This window comes from Gammaproteobacteria bacterium, from assembly GCA_014075255.1.
GTDB lineage: Bacteria > Pseudomonadota > Gammaproteobacteria > UBA4575 > UBA4575 > JABDMD01.
In genome coordinates, this window is record CP046178.1 from 260,153 (window position 1) to 277,762 (window position 17,610).

19 protein-coding genes are annotated in these 17,610 nt (G+C 35.2%); 18 read left to right on the top strand and 1 reads right to left on the bottom strand.

The window, feature by feature from the left end:
* Positions 1-3 precede the first annotated feature (3 nt).
* From fliN to GKR92_01420, 18 genes are all read left to right on the top strand, one after another.
* On the top strand, positions 4-366 hold the full coding sequence (fliN, locus tag GKR92_01335; GenBank protein QMU60410.1) for a flagellar motor switch protein FliN: 363 nt from the start codon (positions 4-6) through the stop codon (positions 364-366).
* The gene (locus tag GKR92_01340; protein ID QMU60411.1) at positions 366-824 is read left to right on the top strand and encodes a hypothetical protein; all 459 of its coding nucleotides are present in this window, start codon (positions 366-368) and stop codon (positions 822-824) included. Before fliN ends, GKR92_01340 begins: the two co-directional genes overlap by 1 nt.
* Positions 817-1,557 carry a flagellar type III secretion system pore protein FliP gene (gene fliP, locus GKR92_01345; protein ID QMU60412.1) on the top strand — a complete coding sequence of 247 codons (741 nt, stop codon included), beginning with the start codon at positions 817-819 and terminating at the stop codon, positions 1,555-1,557. The genes GKR92_01340 and fliP overlap by 8 nt, the downstream gene beginning before the upstream one ends.
* 11 nt (positions 1,558-1,568) lie before the next feature.
* The gene (gene fliQ / locus GKR92_01350; protein QMU60413.1) at positions 1,569-1,838 is read left to right on the top strand and encodes a flagellar biosynthesis protein FliQ; all 270 of its coding nucleotides are present in this window, start codon (positions 1,569-1,571) and stop codon (positions 1,836-1,838) included.
* 10 nt (positions 1,839-1,848) lie between these two features.
* A complete protein-coding gene (gene fliR, locus GKR92_01355; GenBank protein ID QMU60414.1) occupies positions 1,849-2,616 on the top strand; it encodes a flagellar biosynthetic protein FliR in 768 nt (255 codons plus the stop codon).
* Between the two features lie 10 nt (positions 2,617-2,626).
* Complete coding sequence (gene flhB, locus GKR92_01360) at positions 2,627-3,754, top strand: flagellar biosynthesis protein FlhB (GenBank protein QMU60415.1); 1,128 nt, start codon at positions 2,627-2,629, stop codon at positions 3,752-3,754.
* 16 nt (positions 3,755-3,770) lie between these two features.
* Entirely contained in the window at positions 3,771-5,885 is a 2,115-nt protein-coding gene (flhA, locus tag GKR92_01365) for a flagellar biosynthesis protein FlhA (protein ID QMU60416.1), read from the top strand.
* Between the two features lie 49 nt (positions 5,886-5,934).
* Complete coding sequence (gene flhF / locus GKR92_01370; protein ID QMU60417.1) at positions 5,935-7,116, top strand: flagellar biosynthesis protein FlhF; 1,182 nt, start codon at positions 5,935-5,937, stop codon at positions 7,114-7,116.
* The gene (locus GKR92_01375) at positions 7,109-7,984 is read left to right on the top strand and encodes a P-loop NTPase (GenBank protein QMU60418.1); all 876 of its coding nucleotides are present in this window, start codon (positions 7,109-7,111) and stop codon (positions 7,982-7,984) included. The genes flhF and GKR92_01375 overlap by 8 nt, the downstream gene beginning before the upstream one ends.
* A 17-nt stretch (positions 7,985-8,001) precedes the next feature.
* Entirely contained in the window at positions 8,002-8,736 is a 735-nt protein-coding gene (locus GKR92_01380; protein ID QMU60419.1) for a FliA/WhiG family RNA polymerase sigma factor, read from the top strand.
* 69 nt (positions 8,737-8,805) lie between these two features.
* Positions 8,806-8,979 carry a hypothetical protein gene (locus tag GKR92_01385; protein ID QMU60420.1) on the top strand — a complete coding sequence of 58 codons (174 nt, stop codon included), beginning with the start codon at positions 8,806-8,808 and terminating at the stop codon, positions 8,977-8,979.
* A 17-nt stretch (positions 8,980-8,996) separates the two neighbouring features.
* Complete coding sequence (locus GKR92_01390) at positions 8,997-9,452, top strand: DUF2802 domain-containing protein (GenBank protein QMU60421.1); 456 nt, start codon at positions 8,997-8,999, stop codon at positions 9,450-9,452.
* Between the two features lie 454 nt (positions 9,453-9,906).
* Complete coding sequence (locus tag GKR92_01395; GenBank protein QMU60422.1) at positions 9,907-10,980, top strand: ion transporter; 1,074 nt, start codon at positions 9,907-9,909, stop codon at positions 10,978-10,980.
* Between the two features lie 15 nt (positions 10,981-10,995).
* Positions 10,996-13,119, top strand: coding sequence for an EAL domain-containing protein (locus GKR92_01400; protein QMU60423.1), 2,124 nt, complete (start codon positions 10,996-10,998; stop codon positions 13,117-13,119).
* Between the two features lie 104 nt (positions 13,120-13,223).
* The gene (locus GKR92_01405; protein QMU60424.1) at positions 13,224-14,771 is read left to right on the top strand and encodes an HDOD domain-containing protein; all 1,548 of its coding nucleotides are present in this window, start codon (positions 13,224-13,226) and stop codon (positions 14,769-14,771) included.
* 30 nt (positions 14,772-14,801) lie between these two features.
* Positions 14,802-15,767 carry an HDOD domain-containing protein gene (locus GKR92_01410; GenBank protein ID QMU60425.1) on the top strand — a complete coding sequence of 322 codons (966 nt, stop codon included), beginning with the start codon at positions 14,802-14,804 and terminating at the stop codon, positions 15,765-15,767.
* 136 nt (positions 15,768-15,903) lie between these two features.
* Positions 15,904-16,464: a hypothetical protein gene (locus GKR92_01415; protein ID QMU60426.1), complete on the top strand. Its 561-nt coding sequence runs from the start codon at positions 15,904-15,906 to the stop codon at positions 16,462-16,464.
* A 193-nt stretch (positions 16,465-16,657) separates the two neighbouring features.
* Positions 16,658-16,894, top strand: coding sequence for a helix-turn-helix domain-containing protein (locus GKR92_01420; GenBank protein ID QMU60427.1), 237 nt, complete (start codon positions 16,658-16,660; stop codon positions 16,892-16,894).
* A gap of 27 nt (positions 16,895-16,921) precedes the next feature.
* On the opposite strand, the gene GKR92_01425 is transcribed toward GKR92_01420, so the two are convergent.
* On the bottom strand, positions 16,922-17,407 hold the full coding sequence (locus GKR92_01425) for a flavin reductase (protein ID QMU60428.1): 486 nt from the start codon (positions 17,405-17,407) through the stop codon (positions 16,922-16,924).
* Between the last annotated feature and the right edge of the window lie 203 nt (positions 17,408-17,610).

Sequence of the window (17,610 nt, forward strand, 5' to 3'; positions counted from 1 at the left end):
AATATGAGTGAAGATCAAACAAATGAACCAACAGCAACGCCTCAAGCTGCTCAGAATCAAACGGTAGATGCTGAGATGAATGCTTTACCAGGAATAAACAATTTAGATGTTGTATTGAATATTCCAGTAGATGTTTCTCTTGAGCTTGGGCGTGCAACTGTTGATTTGCAAAACTTAATAGAATTAAGCCAAGGTTCTGTTATCGAATTAAATCGATTGGTGGATGAGCCAGTAGATGTGTTAGTGAATGGAAAACTTGTTGCCAAAGCAGAAGTAGTAGTCGTTGATAATAAATTTGGCGCTCGTATTACAAATATCGTGAGCCCAGAGAAGCGTGTCGAGAAACTTAAAAATAAACCTAATTAATGAATAAATATAAAAAAATTACAATATTAGTCATGCAGTTACTTTTATTGTTTTGTATAACATCTAGTGCTTATTGCCAAGAGGTCGGTAAAGAATCATTCTCTGGTGAGTTTGCAAAGCCAATAATAAATTATGGACAAATCATATATGCAACACTCTTTGTAATAATAATAATAGTTTTTGCATTATTCTTATTAAAAAAGGTTCGCTTTAATAATATGAATGGCCAAGGATTAATAAAGGTTATCTATAGTTATTCTGTTACTTCAAAAGATAAATTGTTAATTGTTAAGGCTGGACCAGATTATTTATTATTAGGAGCTTCTAATTCAGGGATTAGAAAAATTCATGATTTAGATCAAGACTACATTCAGGATATTTCTTCTGAAGATAAAGTCAAAACAAATGAATTTTCGAATATTTTTGTCAATCTTCTGGGCAAGAATAGTCATGCGTAAATTAATACTAATCTTTATTACTTTTCTTGTAGTACCCGATGTGTTTGCACAATCAGGTTTTCCTGCGCTAACTGTAGAAACAACTGCAGATGGTGGTCAAGCATATTCACTGAGCTTGCAAGTGCTGGTATTAATGACAGCAATAACAGTATTGCCAGGTTTGTTGTTAACCATGACATCCTTCACGCGCATAATTATTGTATTAGCGATTTTAAGACAAGCATTAGGAACATCTCAAACGCCATCTAATCAAATATTATTAGGACTGGCTCTTTTCATCACGTTTTTCGTAATGACACCGGTGTTAACAGAGGTATACGACAATTCAGTACAGCCTTATCTTGCTGAAGAAGTTGATGCACAAGCTGCAGTAAATAATGCTATCGATCCTATTAAACAGTTCATGATCGCACAAACACGCGAAAGCGACATTTCTTTATTTGTGGAATTATCTGGTACTACTGGAATAGAAAAGCCTGAAGATATTTCTCTGTCTATATTATTGCCAGCATTTGTAACTAGCGAATTAAAGACAGCATTTCAAATAGGCTTTATTTTATTTATTCCATTTTTAATTATCGATTTAGTCGTGGCAAGTGTTTTGATGTCTATGGGAATGATGATGTTGTCGCCATTAATTATCTCCTTACCCTTTAAGTTGATGTTATTTGTTCTAGTGGATGGATGGTCTTTGGTGCTAGGGATGTTGGCATCGAGTTTTTATATTAGTTAATAGGATAAGAAATGACACCTGAAACAACATTGACGCTATTAAATAATGCGCTATGGATAACTGTAATTGTGGCAGCGCCTATATTGATTTCTGTATTAGTAATAGGTGTTTTTGTTGGAATGTTGCAAGCCGCTACGCAAATTAATGAAATGACGTTGAGTTTTATTCCTAAACTAATTGTTTTATTTCTAACATTGTTGTTGGCAGGTCCATGGATGCTAAAAACACTAACAAATTATGTAACAAATTTGATTACTAATATCCCAACCTTGCTAATCTAATTCCAATACTATGATTTTTCAATTTAATGAAATATTAGCAGGTATACACGAATTTATTTTGCCATTTACACGTGTAGCAGCCTTATTTTCTGTCGCACCAATATTAAGTAGCCCATTTTTACAACTAAGAATAAAAGTAGCCATAGCGTCCATAATCACAATATTTATGATTCCTTTACTTAAGGAAACACAAGCAGTTGTATTATTCTCTTCAAATGGAATTATTCAAGTTGGGTTGCAAATTCTAATAGGTTTGCTAATGGGTTTTATTTTACGTCTAGTTTTTTCAGCGCTCACTATTGCTGGAGAAAATATTGCGGTGACTATGGGTTTAGGTTTTGCTCAAATTACAGATCCTGTTAATGGTGTAACCGTACCTATTGTTAGTCAATTTTTATCCATTACAGCAACGCTATTATTTTTAGCATTTGATGGCCACTTAGCGTTAATTAATATGCTATTTGATAGTTTTACCTATTTGCCGATTGGGCATACCTTTGATTATCAAGGAGCATTATGGGGTGTAGTTGCATGGGGAACTAATATGTTCTCTGGTGCATTGATGGTAGCGATTCCAGCGATTACTGCTTTGTTAGTCGCAAATTCAGCTTTGGCATTAATGACCCGTGCAGCACCACAATTAAATGTATTTTCAGTAGGGTTTCCCATCACAATTATTTTAGGACTTGTGGTTATAGCAATAACCTTACCAAGCGTAGCAGTTGTATTTCAAAATTTACTAAATACTGCATTTGAACAAATGCCATTTTCTCAATAAGGAAGATTAGATGGCAGAGCAAAGTTCACAACAAGATAAAACGCAGGAGCCTACGCAAAAAAAGCTTCAGGATTCGCGAAAAAAAGGTCAAGTTCCTAGGTCACGCGAATTAAACACTATGCTGGTTACATTTGTGGGTGCGGGTGGCTTGATATTTACTACAGGTTCTATCTCCGAGAGTTTACATGGGATTTTTTTGCTTAACTTCCAATTACCAATTTCTCATATTATGGATAAGAATTATCTTATTCCACATTTTACTGAAAGCGCTATAGCCGCGTTATTCGCAGTCGCTCCATATTTGGCATTAATGTTTGTAGTGGCTTTATTTGGCCCTATGGCTATCGGTGGAATGTCGTTCTCTATGAAAGCTATGGCATTCAAAATGAATCGTCTAAGTCCGCTTTCCGGTTTTAAACGTATGTTTGGTGTAAAAGGCCTTGTAGAGCTATTAAAGGCGTTATTGAAAGTAGGCCTAATAGCTTCAATTGTTTTGTCGTTATTAAAAGTATTTACCTCTGAAATATTAAATTTAGGATTTGAGTCTACGCAAGACAGCATTGTCCATTCGTATAGATTGATACTGCTAATATTTACAGTTTCATCAGCAGGATTAATAGTAGTGGCTCTAATTGATGCACCTTTTCAATTATGGCAACACAACAAGCAATTAAAAATGACTTTGCAAGAAGTTAAGGATGAATTTAAAGAGACTGAAGGTAATCCAGAAAATAAAGGGCGTTTGCGTAATTTGCAAAGAGAGCTAGCGCAAAAGAGGATGATGGAGGGTGTACCGGATGCAGACGTGATCATAACAAACCCAACTCACTTTGCAGTTGCACTTAAATATGATGCAGATATGTCAAATGCACCTTTAGTGGTAGCTAAAGGTGTTGATTTTGTAGCAGAAAAAATCAAAGAAATAGCTTTGAAGCATGAGGTAAGTGTTTTTTGTGCTCCTGCATTAGCTAGAGCAGTTTATTACAGTACGGATATTGATAAGGAAATACCTTACGGTTTATATATATCGGTGGCAAAAGTGCTCGCGTACGTATTTCAACTTAAGAATGCAAGGCCAGGTAAATATCCGGAACCACCTGAAGAATTTGAAATACCAAATGAACTTAGAATTGATTAATTAAGGGAAAAGTAACGTGGATAGCGCTTTAAGTACTTTTAAAGAATTTTCAAAAAATGGTTTAGGTACACCATTACTTCTAGTCATGATGTTTAGCATGATGATAGTACCATTACCGCCGTTCGCATTAGATTTGGTATTTACATTTAATATAGCATTTGCATTAATTATCATTTTAGTAAGTATTTATACGTTACGACCATTAGATTTTGCAGTATTTCCCACTGTTTTACTTGTAGCGACCATGTTGCGATTATCGCTTAACGTCGCATCTACTCGAGTAGTACTTATTAATGGGCATACTGGTACAGGAGCTGCAGGTAATGTAATTGAATCATTCGGTAATTTTGTTGTAGGTGGTAACTATGCTGTAGGTTTTGTCATATTTGCGATTCTTGTGATTATTAATTTTGTGGTGGTTACCAAAGGTGCAGGGCGAGTTTCAGAAGTAAGTGCACGTTTTACATTAGATGCCATGCCTGGCAAACAAATGGCCATTGATGCAGATTTAAATTCAGGTTTAATCTCTCCAGAAGAAGCATTGCAAAGAAGAGAAGATATCTCTAAAGAAGCAGATTTTTATGGTTCTATGGACGGCGCAAGTAAGTTTGTCCGTGGTGACGCCATTGCAGGTATTTTAATCATCTTTATTAATATAATTGGTGGTTTAGCGGTAGGCATGGGCCAACACAATTTAAGTTTTGGTGTTGCGACTCAAAACTATCTACTGTTATCAATTGGTGATGGATTAGTAGCTCAAATTCCATCATTACTATTATCTACTGCAACAGCAATCATTGTTACTCGTGTTTCCGCTTCTCAAAATATGGGTGAAACAGTTCTAAAGCAGGTATTCAGTGATAAACGTGTCTGGATGATAACGGCAGCAATTATTGGTGGCATGGGACTGATTCCAGGTATGCCGAATGTTGTATTTTTAATTATAGCAGCGATGTGCATTGTATTTTCACGAGTAGCGTCAAGTAGCGTGAAGACTGTAGATGAAGATGAGACTATGCTTGATGAAGAAAATGAAACAGAACCTGAAGATGTAGAGCTAGGTTGGGGGGATATGCAAAGTGTAGACATTATTCGTTTAGAGGTTGGTTATCGGCTTATTTCTTTGGTAGATAAAGAGCAACAAGGAGAACTTATAGGTCGTATAAAAGGTGTTCGTAAAAAAGTTTCTCAAGATCTTGGTTTCTTGCTACAACCGGTACATATACGCGATAACTTAGACTTGCCGGCAAATAATTACCGCATTGTTATTCAAGGCGTAATTGAAGGCGAGGGGGAGGTATACACAGAACGTGAACTAGCAATAAATCCTGGAAACGTGAGTGGAAAGATTGATGGAATTGTTACTAAAGATCCGGCATTCGAAATGGATGCTATCTGGATTGAGCCTAGTCAACGCGACCAGGCCCAGACATTGGGTTATACCGTTGTTGATCCTAGTACTGTAGTCGCTACACATCTAAGCAAGATTCTACGTGAAAGCGCTCATTACTTCCTTGGGTACGAAGAAACCAAACAGTTGTTAGATAAATTAGCCGATCGGTCACCTCAATTAGTTGAAGATTTAGTGCCTAAAACATTGCCAATGAGTGCCGTGGTTAAGGTTATGCAAAACTTATTGCAAGAAGGTGTTCCGATAAGAGATATACGTACGATCGTTGAAACTTTGGCGGAAGCGGCAAATACTAGCCAAAATACTGACGCCTTGACAGGTATTACTCGTATCGCACTTCGAAGAGCAATTGTCCAAGAAATCAATGGGATGCGTAAGGATCTGTCCGTATTTACACTTTCTCCTAAGTTGGAACAGTTATTGCAAAAGACTATACATGAAGGACCAGAAAGTTATTTTGCTTTAGAACCAACGTTAGCTGAAAAGATGCAAGACTCTGTACGTGATTTAGCGCAACAACAAGAAGCTGTAGGTTTGCCTCCAGTTCTCTTGGTTACCAGCGGTTTGCGCATAATGTTGTCAAAATTATTTAGAACGAGTGTTAAAAACCTACACATTTTGTCATTTGATGAAATTCCAGAAAGTAAGAGTATAAGTATTATGGCAAGTGTAGGTGATCAACATGATGGCGTGCCACAACTTCCAGAGGTTGCTGCGTAACTAATTAGTGAAACATATTAATTAGTCGTAAATAGAAAGGTATAAAAATATGGAAATGAAAAGATTTCATGAGAATAATATGCATGCGGCTTTGCAAAAAATACGCGAAGAGCTTGGTGATAACGCTGTAATAATTTCCTCAAATCAAAATTCAACTGGAGTTGAAGTGGTGGCTGCGACAGATTATGAAGCGGTTGCTAATAGTGATGTTGTTCCTAGTGCTGAGGTTTATGAAAAATCTCCCATGGTAAGCGAGCAAGTTAAATCTAAATCATCTATAAAAGTAAAGCCAATAGCGCATGAAATGAATACGTCTTCAATCCAAGAAGAAATTAGCCAGCTGCGTGCCATTATAGAGTCACAAACTGAATTGATAAGCTGGAAAAATCTAATTACTCAAAACACCTCTACAAGAAAAATATTACAAAGGCTATCGATAAGTGGGTTTGGTTTTAATTTAAGCAAAGAATTACTAGGAGAAGTTAGGCAAGTCGATGACTTTGATGAGGCATGGGATCTAATAGAGAGTGATTTAAAAGATAAAATATCAATTACTCAGGAGAGTGTAATTGAATCAGGTGGAATTGTTGCACTGGTGGGTCCTACTGGAGTTGGAAAAACTACTACTATTGCAAAGATTGCTGCTCAGTATGCGATGAAGCATGGTAATAGTGACATAGCAATTATCAGCACTGACTACTTTCGAATAGGTGCGCATGATCAAATTAGCATATACGGAAGCATACTTAATGTTCCTGTGCTTACGGCTAATAATGAATCAGAGCTTAATAAGGCGTTTAAAATTGCTAAAAATAAAAAACTTGTTCTGATTGATACTGCTGGATTGAGCCAACGTGATCCTCGTGTTCAAGAAGTAATGCAGATATTAAATAAGTTATCGAAAGACTTAATTACTTATTTAGTGATTTCAGCGAATTCTCAATTATGTGTGCAAAAAGAAATCATTAACACCTTCATGTCCGATAGTCTCAATGGTGTTGTAGTTAGTAAAACGGATGAGGCCTCACAAACTGGAGGTATTTTGACAGCAATTATTGAGCAAAATTTACCTCTTGCCTATGAGACTACAGGTCAGAAAGTACCTGAGGATATTGCTCGTCTAAATCAAGATGAAATATTAACTAAAGCTTTTAATTTTGGGAAGAGATTTGGAAGCATGGAATCTCTTCACTCGACGGATCTATATTGTGAGTTGGTAAAAAATGTTTGAACAAAAAAATTGTAGTGTTACCCCTATTGACCAGGCTTCTTCACTGAGAAATTTAAATGCAACTAATGAGGTTAATGTTCTAGCAGTAACTGGAGGAAAAGGAGGGGTAGGTAAAACCAATATTGCTATTAATTTGGCCGTAGCGCTTGCTGACCTTCAAAGGAAGGTAATGCTATTGGATGCAGATCTAGGCTTATCTAACGTTGATGTAATGTTAGGTTTACGAGCAAGAAAAAATTTATACCATGTACTACAAAATGAGTGTTGTATAGAAGATATTATTATCCCCGGACCACATGGCATACAAATTATCCCAGCCGCATCAGGGGTGAGCGAAATGGCTAATCTTAGTGTGCAAGAGCATATGGGTATTATTGATTCTATTAGTGAACTTAATCCATCGCTTGATTATTTCATTATTGATACTGCGCCTGGCATTGGCAACAGCGTATCGTTATTAACACATTTGGCTAACTCGATAATTATTGTAGTGTGTGATGAGCCAGCTTCTTTGGCTGATGCTTACGCACTTATAAAAGTATTAAGTAAAAAAGGCGTAAAGAAAAAATTTCAAATTATTTCCAATATGGTTGAATCAAGTGCGCATGGCGAACGTTTATTCTCTCAACTTGAAAAAGTATCTAATCATTTTTTAGAGGCGTCTTTGGAATACTGTGGATATATTCCTATTGATAAATATGTAAGAAAGGCCATTAAGAAACAACAATCAGTTATAGATGCCTATCCTACTAGTCGATCTTCTTTAGGATTTGCACGTATTGCGAGAGAGTTAAATAGCAAACCAAAAGGAATTAACGCAAGTGGCGCAATTGAGTTATTTCTTGAGCGACAATTATCAAACCAATAATTATATAAAATAATATTATGAATGAAGCCGCAACAGAAAGTTATACCGCAGTTCAGAATTTAGATATTGAGAACGTAGTAACTCAACATGCATCTCTAGTGAAAAGAATTGCTTATCATTTGAAAGGCAGATTGCCTGATACAGTGTTGGTAGATGATTTAATTCAATCAGGTATGGTTGGATTATTAGAAGCTGCCACAAAATTTAATCCGACTCAGGGTGCGAGTTTCGAAACTTATGCAGGGATACGTATTCGTGGTGCGATGTTAGATGAAATTAGACGTGGAGATTGGACCCCTAGGTCTGTACATCGTAAATCTAGGGATATGATGGAAGCAATCAGGAAAGTTGAAAATAGAACATTATCAAGTGCCACCGATACAGAAATTGCTCAAGAAATGGGTGTTGAGCTAAGTGAATATAATCGAATTCTTCGTGATTCATCGGTAGCTCAAGTATTTAGCATTGATGAAAGCGAAGAATCTACAGACTATAAAATTGAAATGAGCTCAGACTCTGACCCTGATAAAGAATACATAGATGAAAAATTTCATTCTGAGCTGACATCATCAATCAATCAATTGCCGGATCGTGAACGATTAGTAATGTCACTTTACTATGAGGAAGAAATGAATTTACGCGAAATTGGTAGTTTACTAGAGGTGAGTGAATCGCGTGTCTGTCAAATACATGGTAAAGCTTTAATTATGCTTAGAGCAAAATTGAGCGAATGGTTAGAAAATAAGAATTAGTAATATAAAGGACTAATTTAATTCACATAAAGGACTATTAGGAAATATAAATGATCTAAGAGTTTTGAAATGGTTGATAGTAATAAAATTGGTTCATTAACCAGGACTTGGCCCACTCAGCCAATCAAAAAAGATCGTCCTGATCAAAATAAACAGCATCGAAATACGAGAGATGATAAGACTAAAAAAGGTGATGATGAACAAAAAGATCCAGGTGATACAATAATAGATGAATATGTTTGATCAAATCTGAGGGAATTATGGAAATATACAGTTTAAATTATGATTATATTAAAGATTTCACATATAACGTGACATCGTATTTTAGTTTTGAACAATCTGCTTTATATTTTTCAATACTCATAGTGTTAGTATCAATTCTTGTTTTAAGTAGAAAAATGCTTAAGCTAGAAAAAACTCAATTAAATGATATCGATGACATTACTGGTTTTAATCGTTTAATTGATGAGGAATTAGGCATGTTAAAAAAAGAACAAAATAATATCAATCAAGAGATTGATAGTTCAAAAACTAAAATAACATCTAATAGTGAATCTAGTAGTGAAGGAAAACTTTTTAATAATGCGCCGTACACACAGGCCGTGCAGCTAGCAAGTAGAGGCTATGCTAGAAAAGATATTATTTCTCTATGTTCATTAACAGAATCAGAGGCAGAATTAATACTTGCTCTTCATTCAAATGATAAAGCTGCATAGAGCTATAGATAGCATATGTTCATTCGTTATATTCAAATAGTTAGTATAGATAACTAAAGGATTCCAACCATTAGTCGATATGTTTACCTGTATAAGGACGTATCGATATGTATCACAAATGTACATGGTGTAAGGCTAGAATTACTTTTCGACCTACTTATTACACACAAGGATTTTTACAGCTGCAACCTGGGTTCGGGGTGTACTGCAATGCTGCTTGTTCATTATCTGCACACCAGGCTAATTCTAAGCCTAATATATCCATTCTAAATTTCCCTCAGTAGAGCAAATGCACTGAAATATATAAATATATTGTATTTATATCAATAAGTTATAAGCCTTAAAGTAGTTATTAAAGAGGCCGATAAATTACTAGAGATTAGATATTTGGGGATTCCGTATTTTCCATTGATCTGTAACTTATTAAACGTATTAAAATTTACAAGCTGTTTGCATGTGCTGTGAAATAAATACATGCGCAAGTAACTATGCAACGGAGCATGCATTGGAAAAGCATTTATCACGAAGGCGCATCCATGAACTATTAGAAATTGCATCTGCTGGTGACAACATAAGTCGAATAGTTGATGTTGGTTTAATCATACTTATATTGCTTAGTGTTATTTCGATAGTTTTAGAATCAGTACAAGTTATAAATGATTCATACCATGTATATTTTTATTGGTTTGAAGTGGTATCTGTTTTCATATTTACACTTGAGTATGTTCTTAGAATATGGTCGTGTGTAGATAGTCCAAATAATATAAAAAGTAAGAGCAGCTATTTAATGTTAAGAATACGTTATAGCTTTTCATTTTCAGCAGTAATTGATTTGCTCGCTATTTTACCATTCTACTTCATGATGTTTGGTTTATTTGGTAATGCAGATATGAGGTTCTTGCGTTCGTTTAGACTGTTAAGAATATTCAAGCTAACAAGATATTCAGCTGCCTTTGATGTATTGAATGTTGTTTTCAAAGAAAACCTTCGTGCATTTGGTGCAGCCTTTTTCATTTTACTAGTTGTAATGTTATTGGCAGCTTCAGGTATGTACTATTTTGAACATGAAGCTCAGCCTAAAGAATTTTCTAGCATTTTAGCTTCTATGTGGTGGGCATTTACTACACTAACCACTGTAGGTTATGGAGATGTGACACCCATCACAGGCGCTGGTAAATCATTTGGTGCACTTATAACGGTTGTAGGAGTAGGAATGGTAGCTTTGCCGACAGCTATTTTAGCTTCAGCATTTTCTGAGCAACTTCGTTTAAGAACCAATAAATATGAAAATCTGGCAGATAGAGCTTATGAAGATGGAATTTTAACTACAAATGAAAAAGAAGAGTTAGAGTCATTACGTGAAGAATTGGGTATAGGTAAAGCTGTTGCTGAACAGATTCTAGCTAATGAAGAAAAGAGAGTAACTTCAAGCAAGATAAATCAAGAAGATAATAAGTGCCCACATTGCGGATATAAAATAGTTGTCACTAATGAAGATTGTTCAATTCCATTAATAAAAGCAATTTAAAAGCAATAATAAATTATGCAGCTAAATAGTAAAAAAATAATTTCTATAGCTAATGAGGAATTAAATGATGACTCATCATATGAAATTCAAATAGATAGTCTTAAGAAGCAGAAAAATCTCCTACAAGATGTCATTGACAAAGTGCCTAATCTGATTTCAGTGCGTGATGCCTCTGGTAAATTCATATTAGTGAATAAAGCTATAGCTAATGTTTATGGATATGAAGTAAATGACTTGATTGGAAGAAATGATGAAGAATTAACGCATCATCCCTGGAAAATAGAAAGCTGTATTGAAATAGATACAATGGTGATGCAGCAGAAACAAGAAAGGACCATTCTGGAAGAAACTATAACAGACAAAAATGGAAAAAAGATTTGGTTGCAGACCACAAAACAACCATTTATTGATACTGCAAATAATGAGTTATACGTTTTAGGAGTTAGTACAAATATTACCCAACAAAGAATTGCTAAAGAAAAACTTATCCAAAGCGAGAAAAGATTTAAGGATTTCTCAGAGACTGCAGCCAATATATTTTGGGAGTTAGATAAAGATCTCAATTATACATATATTTCTGGAAGCATAAAAAATCTAATTGGCGATTTATCTATTTATCCATTGGGGAAAAGTTTTGATACGTTGTTTTCAAATAGTTCAAAATGCGAATTCGATTTTGACGCTTATAAAGAAATGTTAAAATGCCAAAAAGATATCTCAAACTTTACGTTTAATGTTAAAAATGAAAATAAAGAAGTAGATATATTCAGAATAAATGCAAAATCAATATTTAATAATAATGAAAAGTTTGAAGGTTATCGCGGAGTAATACGGAGTATCACAGAAGAAAAATCCTTGCTTGAACGAATAGCGTATGACGCTAAACATGATGCATTAACTGGTTTGGCAAACCGAAATGAATTTGATAAGCAACTTAAAAGGGTGCTTAAAAAAGCTAAAGACACGGAAGAAGATTCAGTTTTATGTTATTTAGATTTAGATCATTTTAAAGTAGTTAATGATGCTGCAGGTCATAGTGCGGGTGATCAGCTACTGATTAGTTTGTGTCATATCTTAGAAGATAAAGTGCGCGCATCAGATATAGTTGCCCGCTTAGGAGGAGATGAATTTGGAATTATTCTAGAGTCTTGCCCACTGAATAATGCAGTAAACGTGTGTGAAAATATTTTACGCAGTATTAACCAATTTGTTTTTGAGTGGGACAAACAAAGTTTCAAGGTTGGCGCCAGCATAGGTGTCGCGATGATTACAGATAAGTCAGTAAATGAAGCATTGATAATGAGTCAAGCAGATATGGCGTGTTATCGAGCCAAAGAACTAGGTCGTAATCAAATGCACATCGCGCATACAGATGATACTGCAATAATTGAACGATCTTCTGAGTTTACATACGTAAGTGCAATAACGGATGCGTTAAATAACGATCGCTTGTTTTTGATGAAACAACCTATTGTTTCTGTATTAAATAATAATAAAGAAATACCTCACTATGAAGTACTGTCTAGAATACTAGACGTTAAAGAAAATATTATATCGCCGAATGAATTTATAAGAGTAGCCGAACGATATGGAATGATAACAGGAGTAGATCGATTCGTTATTAAGAAAGCATTTCAATATCACAAGCAAACTTATGCAGGCAGTGAAGTGGTAATTTCAATAAATTTGTCGGGAAACACAGTAAGTGACCCTTATATCTTAGAGTTTATAAAGAAAGAGTTAGATGAGACAGGGCTGGATCCAAAAACAGTTTGTTTTGAGATTACTGAAACAGCTGCAATATCCAGTATTACTAAAGCTGTGCATGTTATTAAGGAATTAAAAGATATTGGCGTTAAATTTGCGTTAGACGATTTTGGTAGCGGGCTTTCTTCTTTTGGATACCTTAAAGATCTACCTGTGGATTACCTTAAAATTGATGGAACGTTTGTAAAAAATATTGTGCATAACGAGAAAGATCGGGCGATCGTACGATCGATTAATGAAGTAGCCAAAGTAATGGGAATGCAGACCATCGCCGAATTTGTAGAGAATGATGAAATATTAGAAATATTGAAAGAAATCGGTGTGGACTATGCTCAAGGATATGGGGTAGGTAAGCCAAAAAGAGTGACTTAAAGAGCTGTATTCACTCAAGAAATTTAAAAATTGACCGTTAACCTAATGAATTAATCAAATTATTATTCATTAAAAATACAAGAATGAAGTCTTAAGAAAAAAGGATGAACGTGACGATATTTGATAACCCAAAATTAATATCATTGCTGGAGACATGCAAAGATTTGCCAACGCCACCGGGCGTAGCAGAGCAGATTATTGGTTTAAGCGCTGATTCAAATAGCAATATTTCTGCATTAGCGGAAGTCGTAAGTCTAGATCCAGCATTGACGGCAAAAGTTTTACGTATGGCAAATTCACCAATGTATGCCAGAGCCGTTAAGGTGGAAAGTCTAGAACAGGCCGTAATGATGTTTGGTTGGAATGGTACTTTAAATCTTGCGTTAAGTTTTTCATTAGTTTCTAAAATGCCTTGCTCCTCAAAGAAAGGGCTTGATTATAATTTCTTTTGGAAAAGATCTATATCAGCAGCAGTATCCGCTAAACATTTAGCTAAAGTGGTAGGAATAGATGTTAGGAAAGAAGATCTCTTCTTGCCAGGTTTGTTACAAGATATTGGCATGCTCGCTTTAGATAAGGCAGTGCCTGATTTATATAAAGAGATTAGCGAGAATCAGCATCAGCATAAGATGGTGCAAAAAGTTGAAATTGATAAACTTGGCGCTGATCATGCATCTGTTGGCGCATGGTTATTAGAACATTGGGGCTTACCGCAGAGAATAATCGATTTAGTAGCCATTAGTCATCATGAGGAAAGATATGCAAAAGTAGGAAATACAACTCCTGCTGAAAATTGTATTGAAGTTTCAAATGTGATCGCGGATTGCATTTGTAGTGATGAAGATAAAAAAGATTATCACTACGCAGCAAATGTATGTGAAAAATTAATTGGGCTAGATGAAGTTGGTTTTCTAGAAAATTTAGAAGGCATATCGCAAGAAATAACAGAAGCAGCTGCAATATTTGAATTAGATGTGGGTGATCCGAGATTAATAAATTGTATAGCAGAACAAGCTAAAGAGCTGTTATTGCTTCGAAGTATGGAGACCCTAAAAACTGCTGAAGAATTACATCACGAAGCAGAGAATTTAGAGTCAAAAGCAAAAAAACTTGAAGATTCTGTAAAATTAGACGCGTTAACAAATATCTATAATCGAGGATATTTAGAAATCTCTTTGAAACATGAATTTGAATTATCTGTACAAAGAAATAGTCCTCTTGCTGTTGTGATGGTTGATTTAGATTACTTTAAAAAAGTAAATGATACTTATGGACATGATTGTGGTGATAAAGCTTTAGTCTATGCAGTTGAAATATTAAGGTCTTGCGTACGTGGCACAGATTCTTTGTTTAGATATGGAGGTGAAGAATTTGTAGTTGTGTTGCCAAACACAGGTGATGTAGGTGCTGAAAGTCTGGCTTCTAGAATTGTAGAGGCATTTGGTAGTAAAAATTTCAAGTTTCAAGAAGAGATAAGTTTTCCTCTAACTGCTTCACTAGGTGTTGCAACACAAGGAGAAAGTATCAGTTTCGATAATTGGGAAGACCTCTTGAATATAGCGGACTACTGTCTATATGCATCAAAAGCAAATGGCCGAAACCAATATACACTCTATAAGGAAGAAGACGCTGCTAATTCTGCAACTGGCTAACTGAATACTTAAACTGGAAGTGATAATTATATGGAACTATGCATACAAGATTTAATGGATAATGAGACGTTTGCCTTATTGGAGAAATGTGACGATTTGCCTAGTCCACCAGGCGTGGCAGATCAAATAATTCATCTTAGCTCAGACGCAAATTCTGATATCGATACACTAGCGGAAATAGTAAGTTTTGATCCTGCACTAACAGCAAAAATTTTACGTATTGCCAACTCATCTTTATATGCGCGTCGTACTAAAACTGAAAATATCCAACAAGCTGTTGTTATGTTTGGTTGGGAAGGCACTCTAAATCTTGCACTTAGTTTTTCGCTTGTAGGTAATATGAAAGATAGTGGTGACGGATTAGATTACACGTACTTTTGGAAACGTTCTCTAGCTACTGCTGTTGCCTGTCGTTGTTTAGCCGGTGCTACAGGTTACGCTAAGAAAGAAGAGTTATTTTTACCAGGTTTACTCCAAGATATTGGCATGCTAGCAATCGATAAAGTGCACCCAGAATTATATTCGGGGATACGTGATAAGCAGCAAGATCATCAAAGTTTAATTAAATTTGAGAAAAGTAAACTTGGGTTTGATCATGCAGTGGTAGGCGCATGGTTGCTAAATAAATGGGATATTCCTGATAAAATTACAGAGCTAGTGTCCGCTAGTCATGGCGATAATATAGAAAGTGTAAGTGAAAACAATTCTACTGCAGCTAAATGTGTAGCATTTGCAGGAATTCTGGCGGATTGTATATGCTTTGATCATGCTGGAGAAGGGTACCTTAAAGAAGCGGATAAAGCAGAGAAAGAGTTTGATATTGATATTATAGAATTTATGAATCTAATCGGCACGGTAACAAGAGAATTTTTAGAAACTGCTAACATGTTTGATGTTGAGATTGATGACCCAGATATTTTAGAGACCGTCGCAGAAATGGCTAAGATGACTTTAGAATTGAGTGGAACAGGCACAAATACAAATCAAGCAGCGTAGTATTTCCAAAAAAATTACATGAACAGTGCGCGCGCATCATGTTTTGAGGTGACCTAATATATAAATACATTTGACTCGCTTAAGCTACTAACAATAGTATAAATACTTAACGTTATTGATTCTCATCAAATTATTTATGGTTAAGTGTGATAGTGAAATAATTAAAATAGGTATTGTGGGAGAAGGTAGTCTTGCCAACCTGCTTATTATGAAATTATTGGATGCAGATATTTTTGTAAACCTATTAGCTTCTAATAATAATCAAAATTTAGATAAGCCTACTGTCTATTTCCACAATTCTTTATCTGCTCTCGTTAGATCTAGCTCGATAATCATTACAATCACACCTGATGGTCCTGCGTTAGAGCAGGTATTATTTAGTAAACAAGGAGTTGTGAATTGCATAGCTTCGGACACTATAATAGTGGATATGAGCTCGGTTTCACCTGAATTCATCAAAGAAATATCAGAACAGTTGATTGAAAAAGAAATACAATTTCTAGATGCTGCACTCATCAATGAAGAGCGATGCGAGTCAGGCCTCATTCAAATGATGCTTATAGGAGGAGAGCGTCATACTTATGAAAAAGTGATGCCCATTTTTAAGCAAATTGTATCAACAATGAAGCATTTAGGAGAAAATGGTGCCAGCCAATTTTATCGACAGGCATTTGGGGTGAGAGCTAAAAGAGAATAATTTTCTATGACTGAGCTTGCTGCATCTCTAAATATCTAATATTGATTTCATGTAAAAAATCGGACAAATATAGATTGTAACCGATTGATTATATTATCAATACCGTCTGCACCCTATATTATTACATTATAAATGTTCTTCTATATTATAATGTATAGCAACCAAGCTAATAACTTCTTTAGAGCAATTATTTATGTCCGTTGTTCAGTATCTAGATCTTCCTAGCGCCGCAAGACTAACGGGAGTGTCTGTAACCAAAGTATATAGATTTATTCATAATGGCGATTTAGCCATATACAAGATAGATGGAAAATTTGTGGTGAAAGTTGAAGATCTTTTGAAACAAAAGACAGATATCAAAGATTGTGAGCTATTGGAGCCAACGTTTATGAATCTAATTTCAGAAGTTAAATCTGAAAATATAAATTAATCACTCCTCATAATAATAGAGTGTGTTTCATTTGTTTAGTTGATGAAATTTACCTTCGTGCCAAATTGTAGGCGCCCCACCATTTACACTTAAATATTTTACCTGACCGACCAATATAATGTGGTCTCCACCAGAATATATATTCTCTGTGTTACATTCGAGTGAAACAGGGCTCTTTGAAAGTATAGGCAGTCCGTAAGAACCTTGCTCAAATTCGCCTCCCTCAAATTTATCACTTCCCTTTGTGGCAAATTTGAAGGCGAGCGCTTCGTGTTCTGCGCCTATGATGTTGACAGCAAATTGATTCTCATTATTGAATTTATCAAAGCAATCAGCGTTATTCGCCAGGCACACCAGAATTAATGGAGGATTGAGCGATAGCGATGAAAATGCAGATGCCGTAAAGCCACATTTTTGTCCAGTTTCATCTACCGTAGTCACAATGGTTACGCCACTCGGAAAACAAGCCATTGCTTGTTTGAATAAATCTTCACAAACTTTTTCAGACTTCATGCTTAATTATTTCTACATACCAGGAAAAAATTATGGTTATTTAACACTTAAAAACACAGGGTTATAGTGAAAGCTTATATTGTATTTAAGTATTGTGATAGGTCTGCAACATATATGCCACATAGTACTTACATTAAAGTGCTTGAATTTAGTCGATTTAATATTTATAAAAATATATTTATACACATCATAAAGAAACATGT

Bases quoted from the DNA above. Each gene is read 5' to 3' on its own strand.
- GKR92_01410 (QMU60425.1), top strand. From the start codon at position 14,802: ATGGAACTATGCATACAAGATTTAATGGATAATGAGACGTTTGCCTTA.
- GKR92_01385 (QMU60420.1), top strand. From the start codon at position 8,806: ATGGTTGATAGTAATAAAATTGGTTCATTAACCAGGACTTGGCCCACT.
- flhF (QMU60417.1), top strand. From the start codon at position 5,935: ATGGAAATGAAAAGATTTCATGAGAATAATATGCATGCGGCTTTGCAA.
- fliN (QMU60410.1), top strand. From the start codon at position 4: ATGAGTGAAGATCAAACAAATGAACCAACAGCAACGCCTCAAGCTGCT.
- GKR92_01415 (QMU60426.1), top strand. From the start codon at position 15,904: ATGGTTAAGTGTGATAGTGAAATAATTAAAATAGGTATTGTGGGAGAA.
- GKR92_01395 (QMU60422.1), top strand. From the start codon at position 9,907: ATGTGCTGTGAAATAAATACATGCGCAAGTAACTATGCAACGGAGCAT.
- fliQ (QMU60413.1), top strand. From the start codon at position 1,569: ATGACACCTGAAACAACATTGACGCTATTAAATAATGCGCTATGGATA.
- fliR (QMU60414.1), top strand. From the start codon at position 1,849: ATGATTTTTCAATTTAATGAAATATTAGCAGGTATACACGAATTTATT.
- GKR92_01405 (QMU60424.1), top strand. From the start codon at position 13,224: ATGAACGTGACGATATTTGATAACCCAAAATTAATATCATTGCTGGAG.
- GKR92_01390 (QMU60421.1), top strand. From the start codon at position 8,997: ATGGAAATATACAGTTTAAATTATGATTATATTAAAGATTTCACATAT.
- GKR92_01380 (QMU60419.1), top strand. From the start codon at position 8,002: ATGAATGAAGCCGCAACAGAAAGTTATACCGCAGTTCAGAATTTAGAT.
- GKR92_01425 (QMU60428.1), bottom strand. From the start codon at position 17,407: ATGAAGTCTGAAAAAGTTTGTGAAGATTTATTCAAACAAGCAATGGCT.
- flhB (QMU60415.1), top strand. From the start codon at position 2,627: ATGGCAGAGCAAAGTTCACAACAAGATAAAACGCAGGAGCCTACGCAA.
- GKR92_01340 (QMU60411.1), top strand. From the start codon at position 366: ATGAATAAATATAAAAAAATTACAATATTAGTCATGCAGTTACTTTTA.
- fliP (QMU60412.1), top strand. From the start codon at position 817: ATGCGTAAATTAATACTAATCTTTATTACTTTTCTTGTAGTACCCGAT.
- GKR92_01375 (QMU60418.1), top strand. From the start codon at position 7,109: ATGTTTGAACAAAAAAATTGTAGTGTTACCCCTATTGACCAGGCTTCT.
- GKR92_01400 (QMU60423.1), top strand. From the start codon at position 10,996: ATGCAGCTAAATAGTAAAAAAATAATTTCTATAGCTAATGAGGAATTA.
- GKR92_01420 (QMU60427.1), top strand. From the start codon at position 16,658: ATGTCCGTTGTTCAGTATCTAGATCTTCCTAGCGCCGCAAGACTAACG.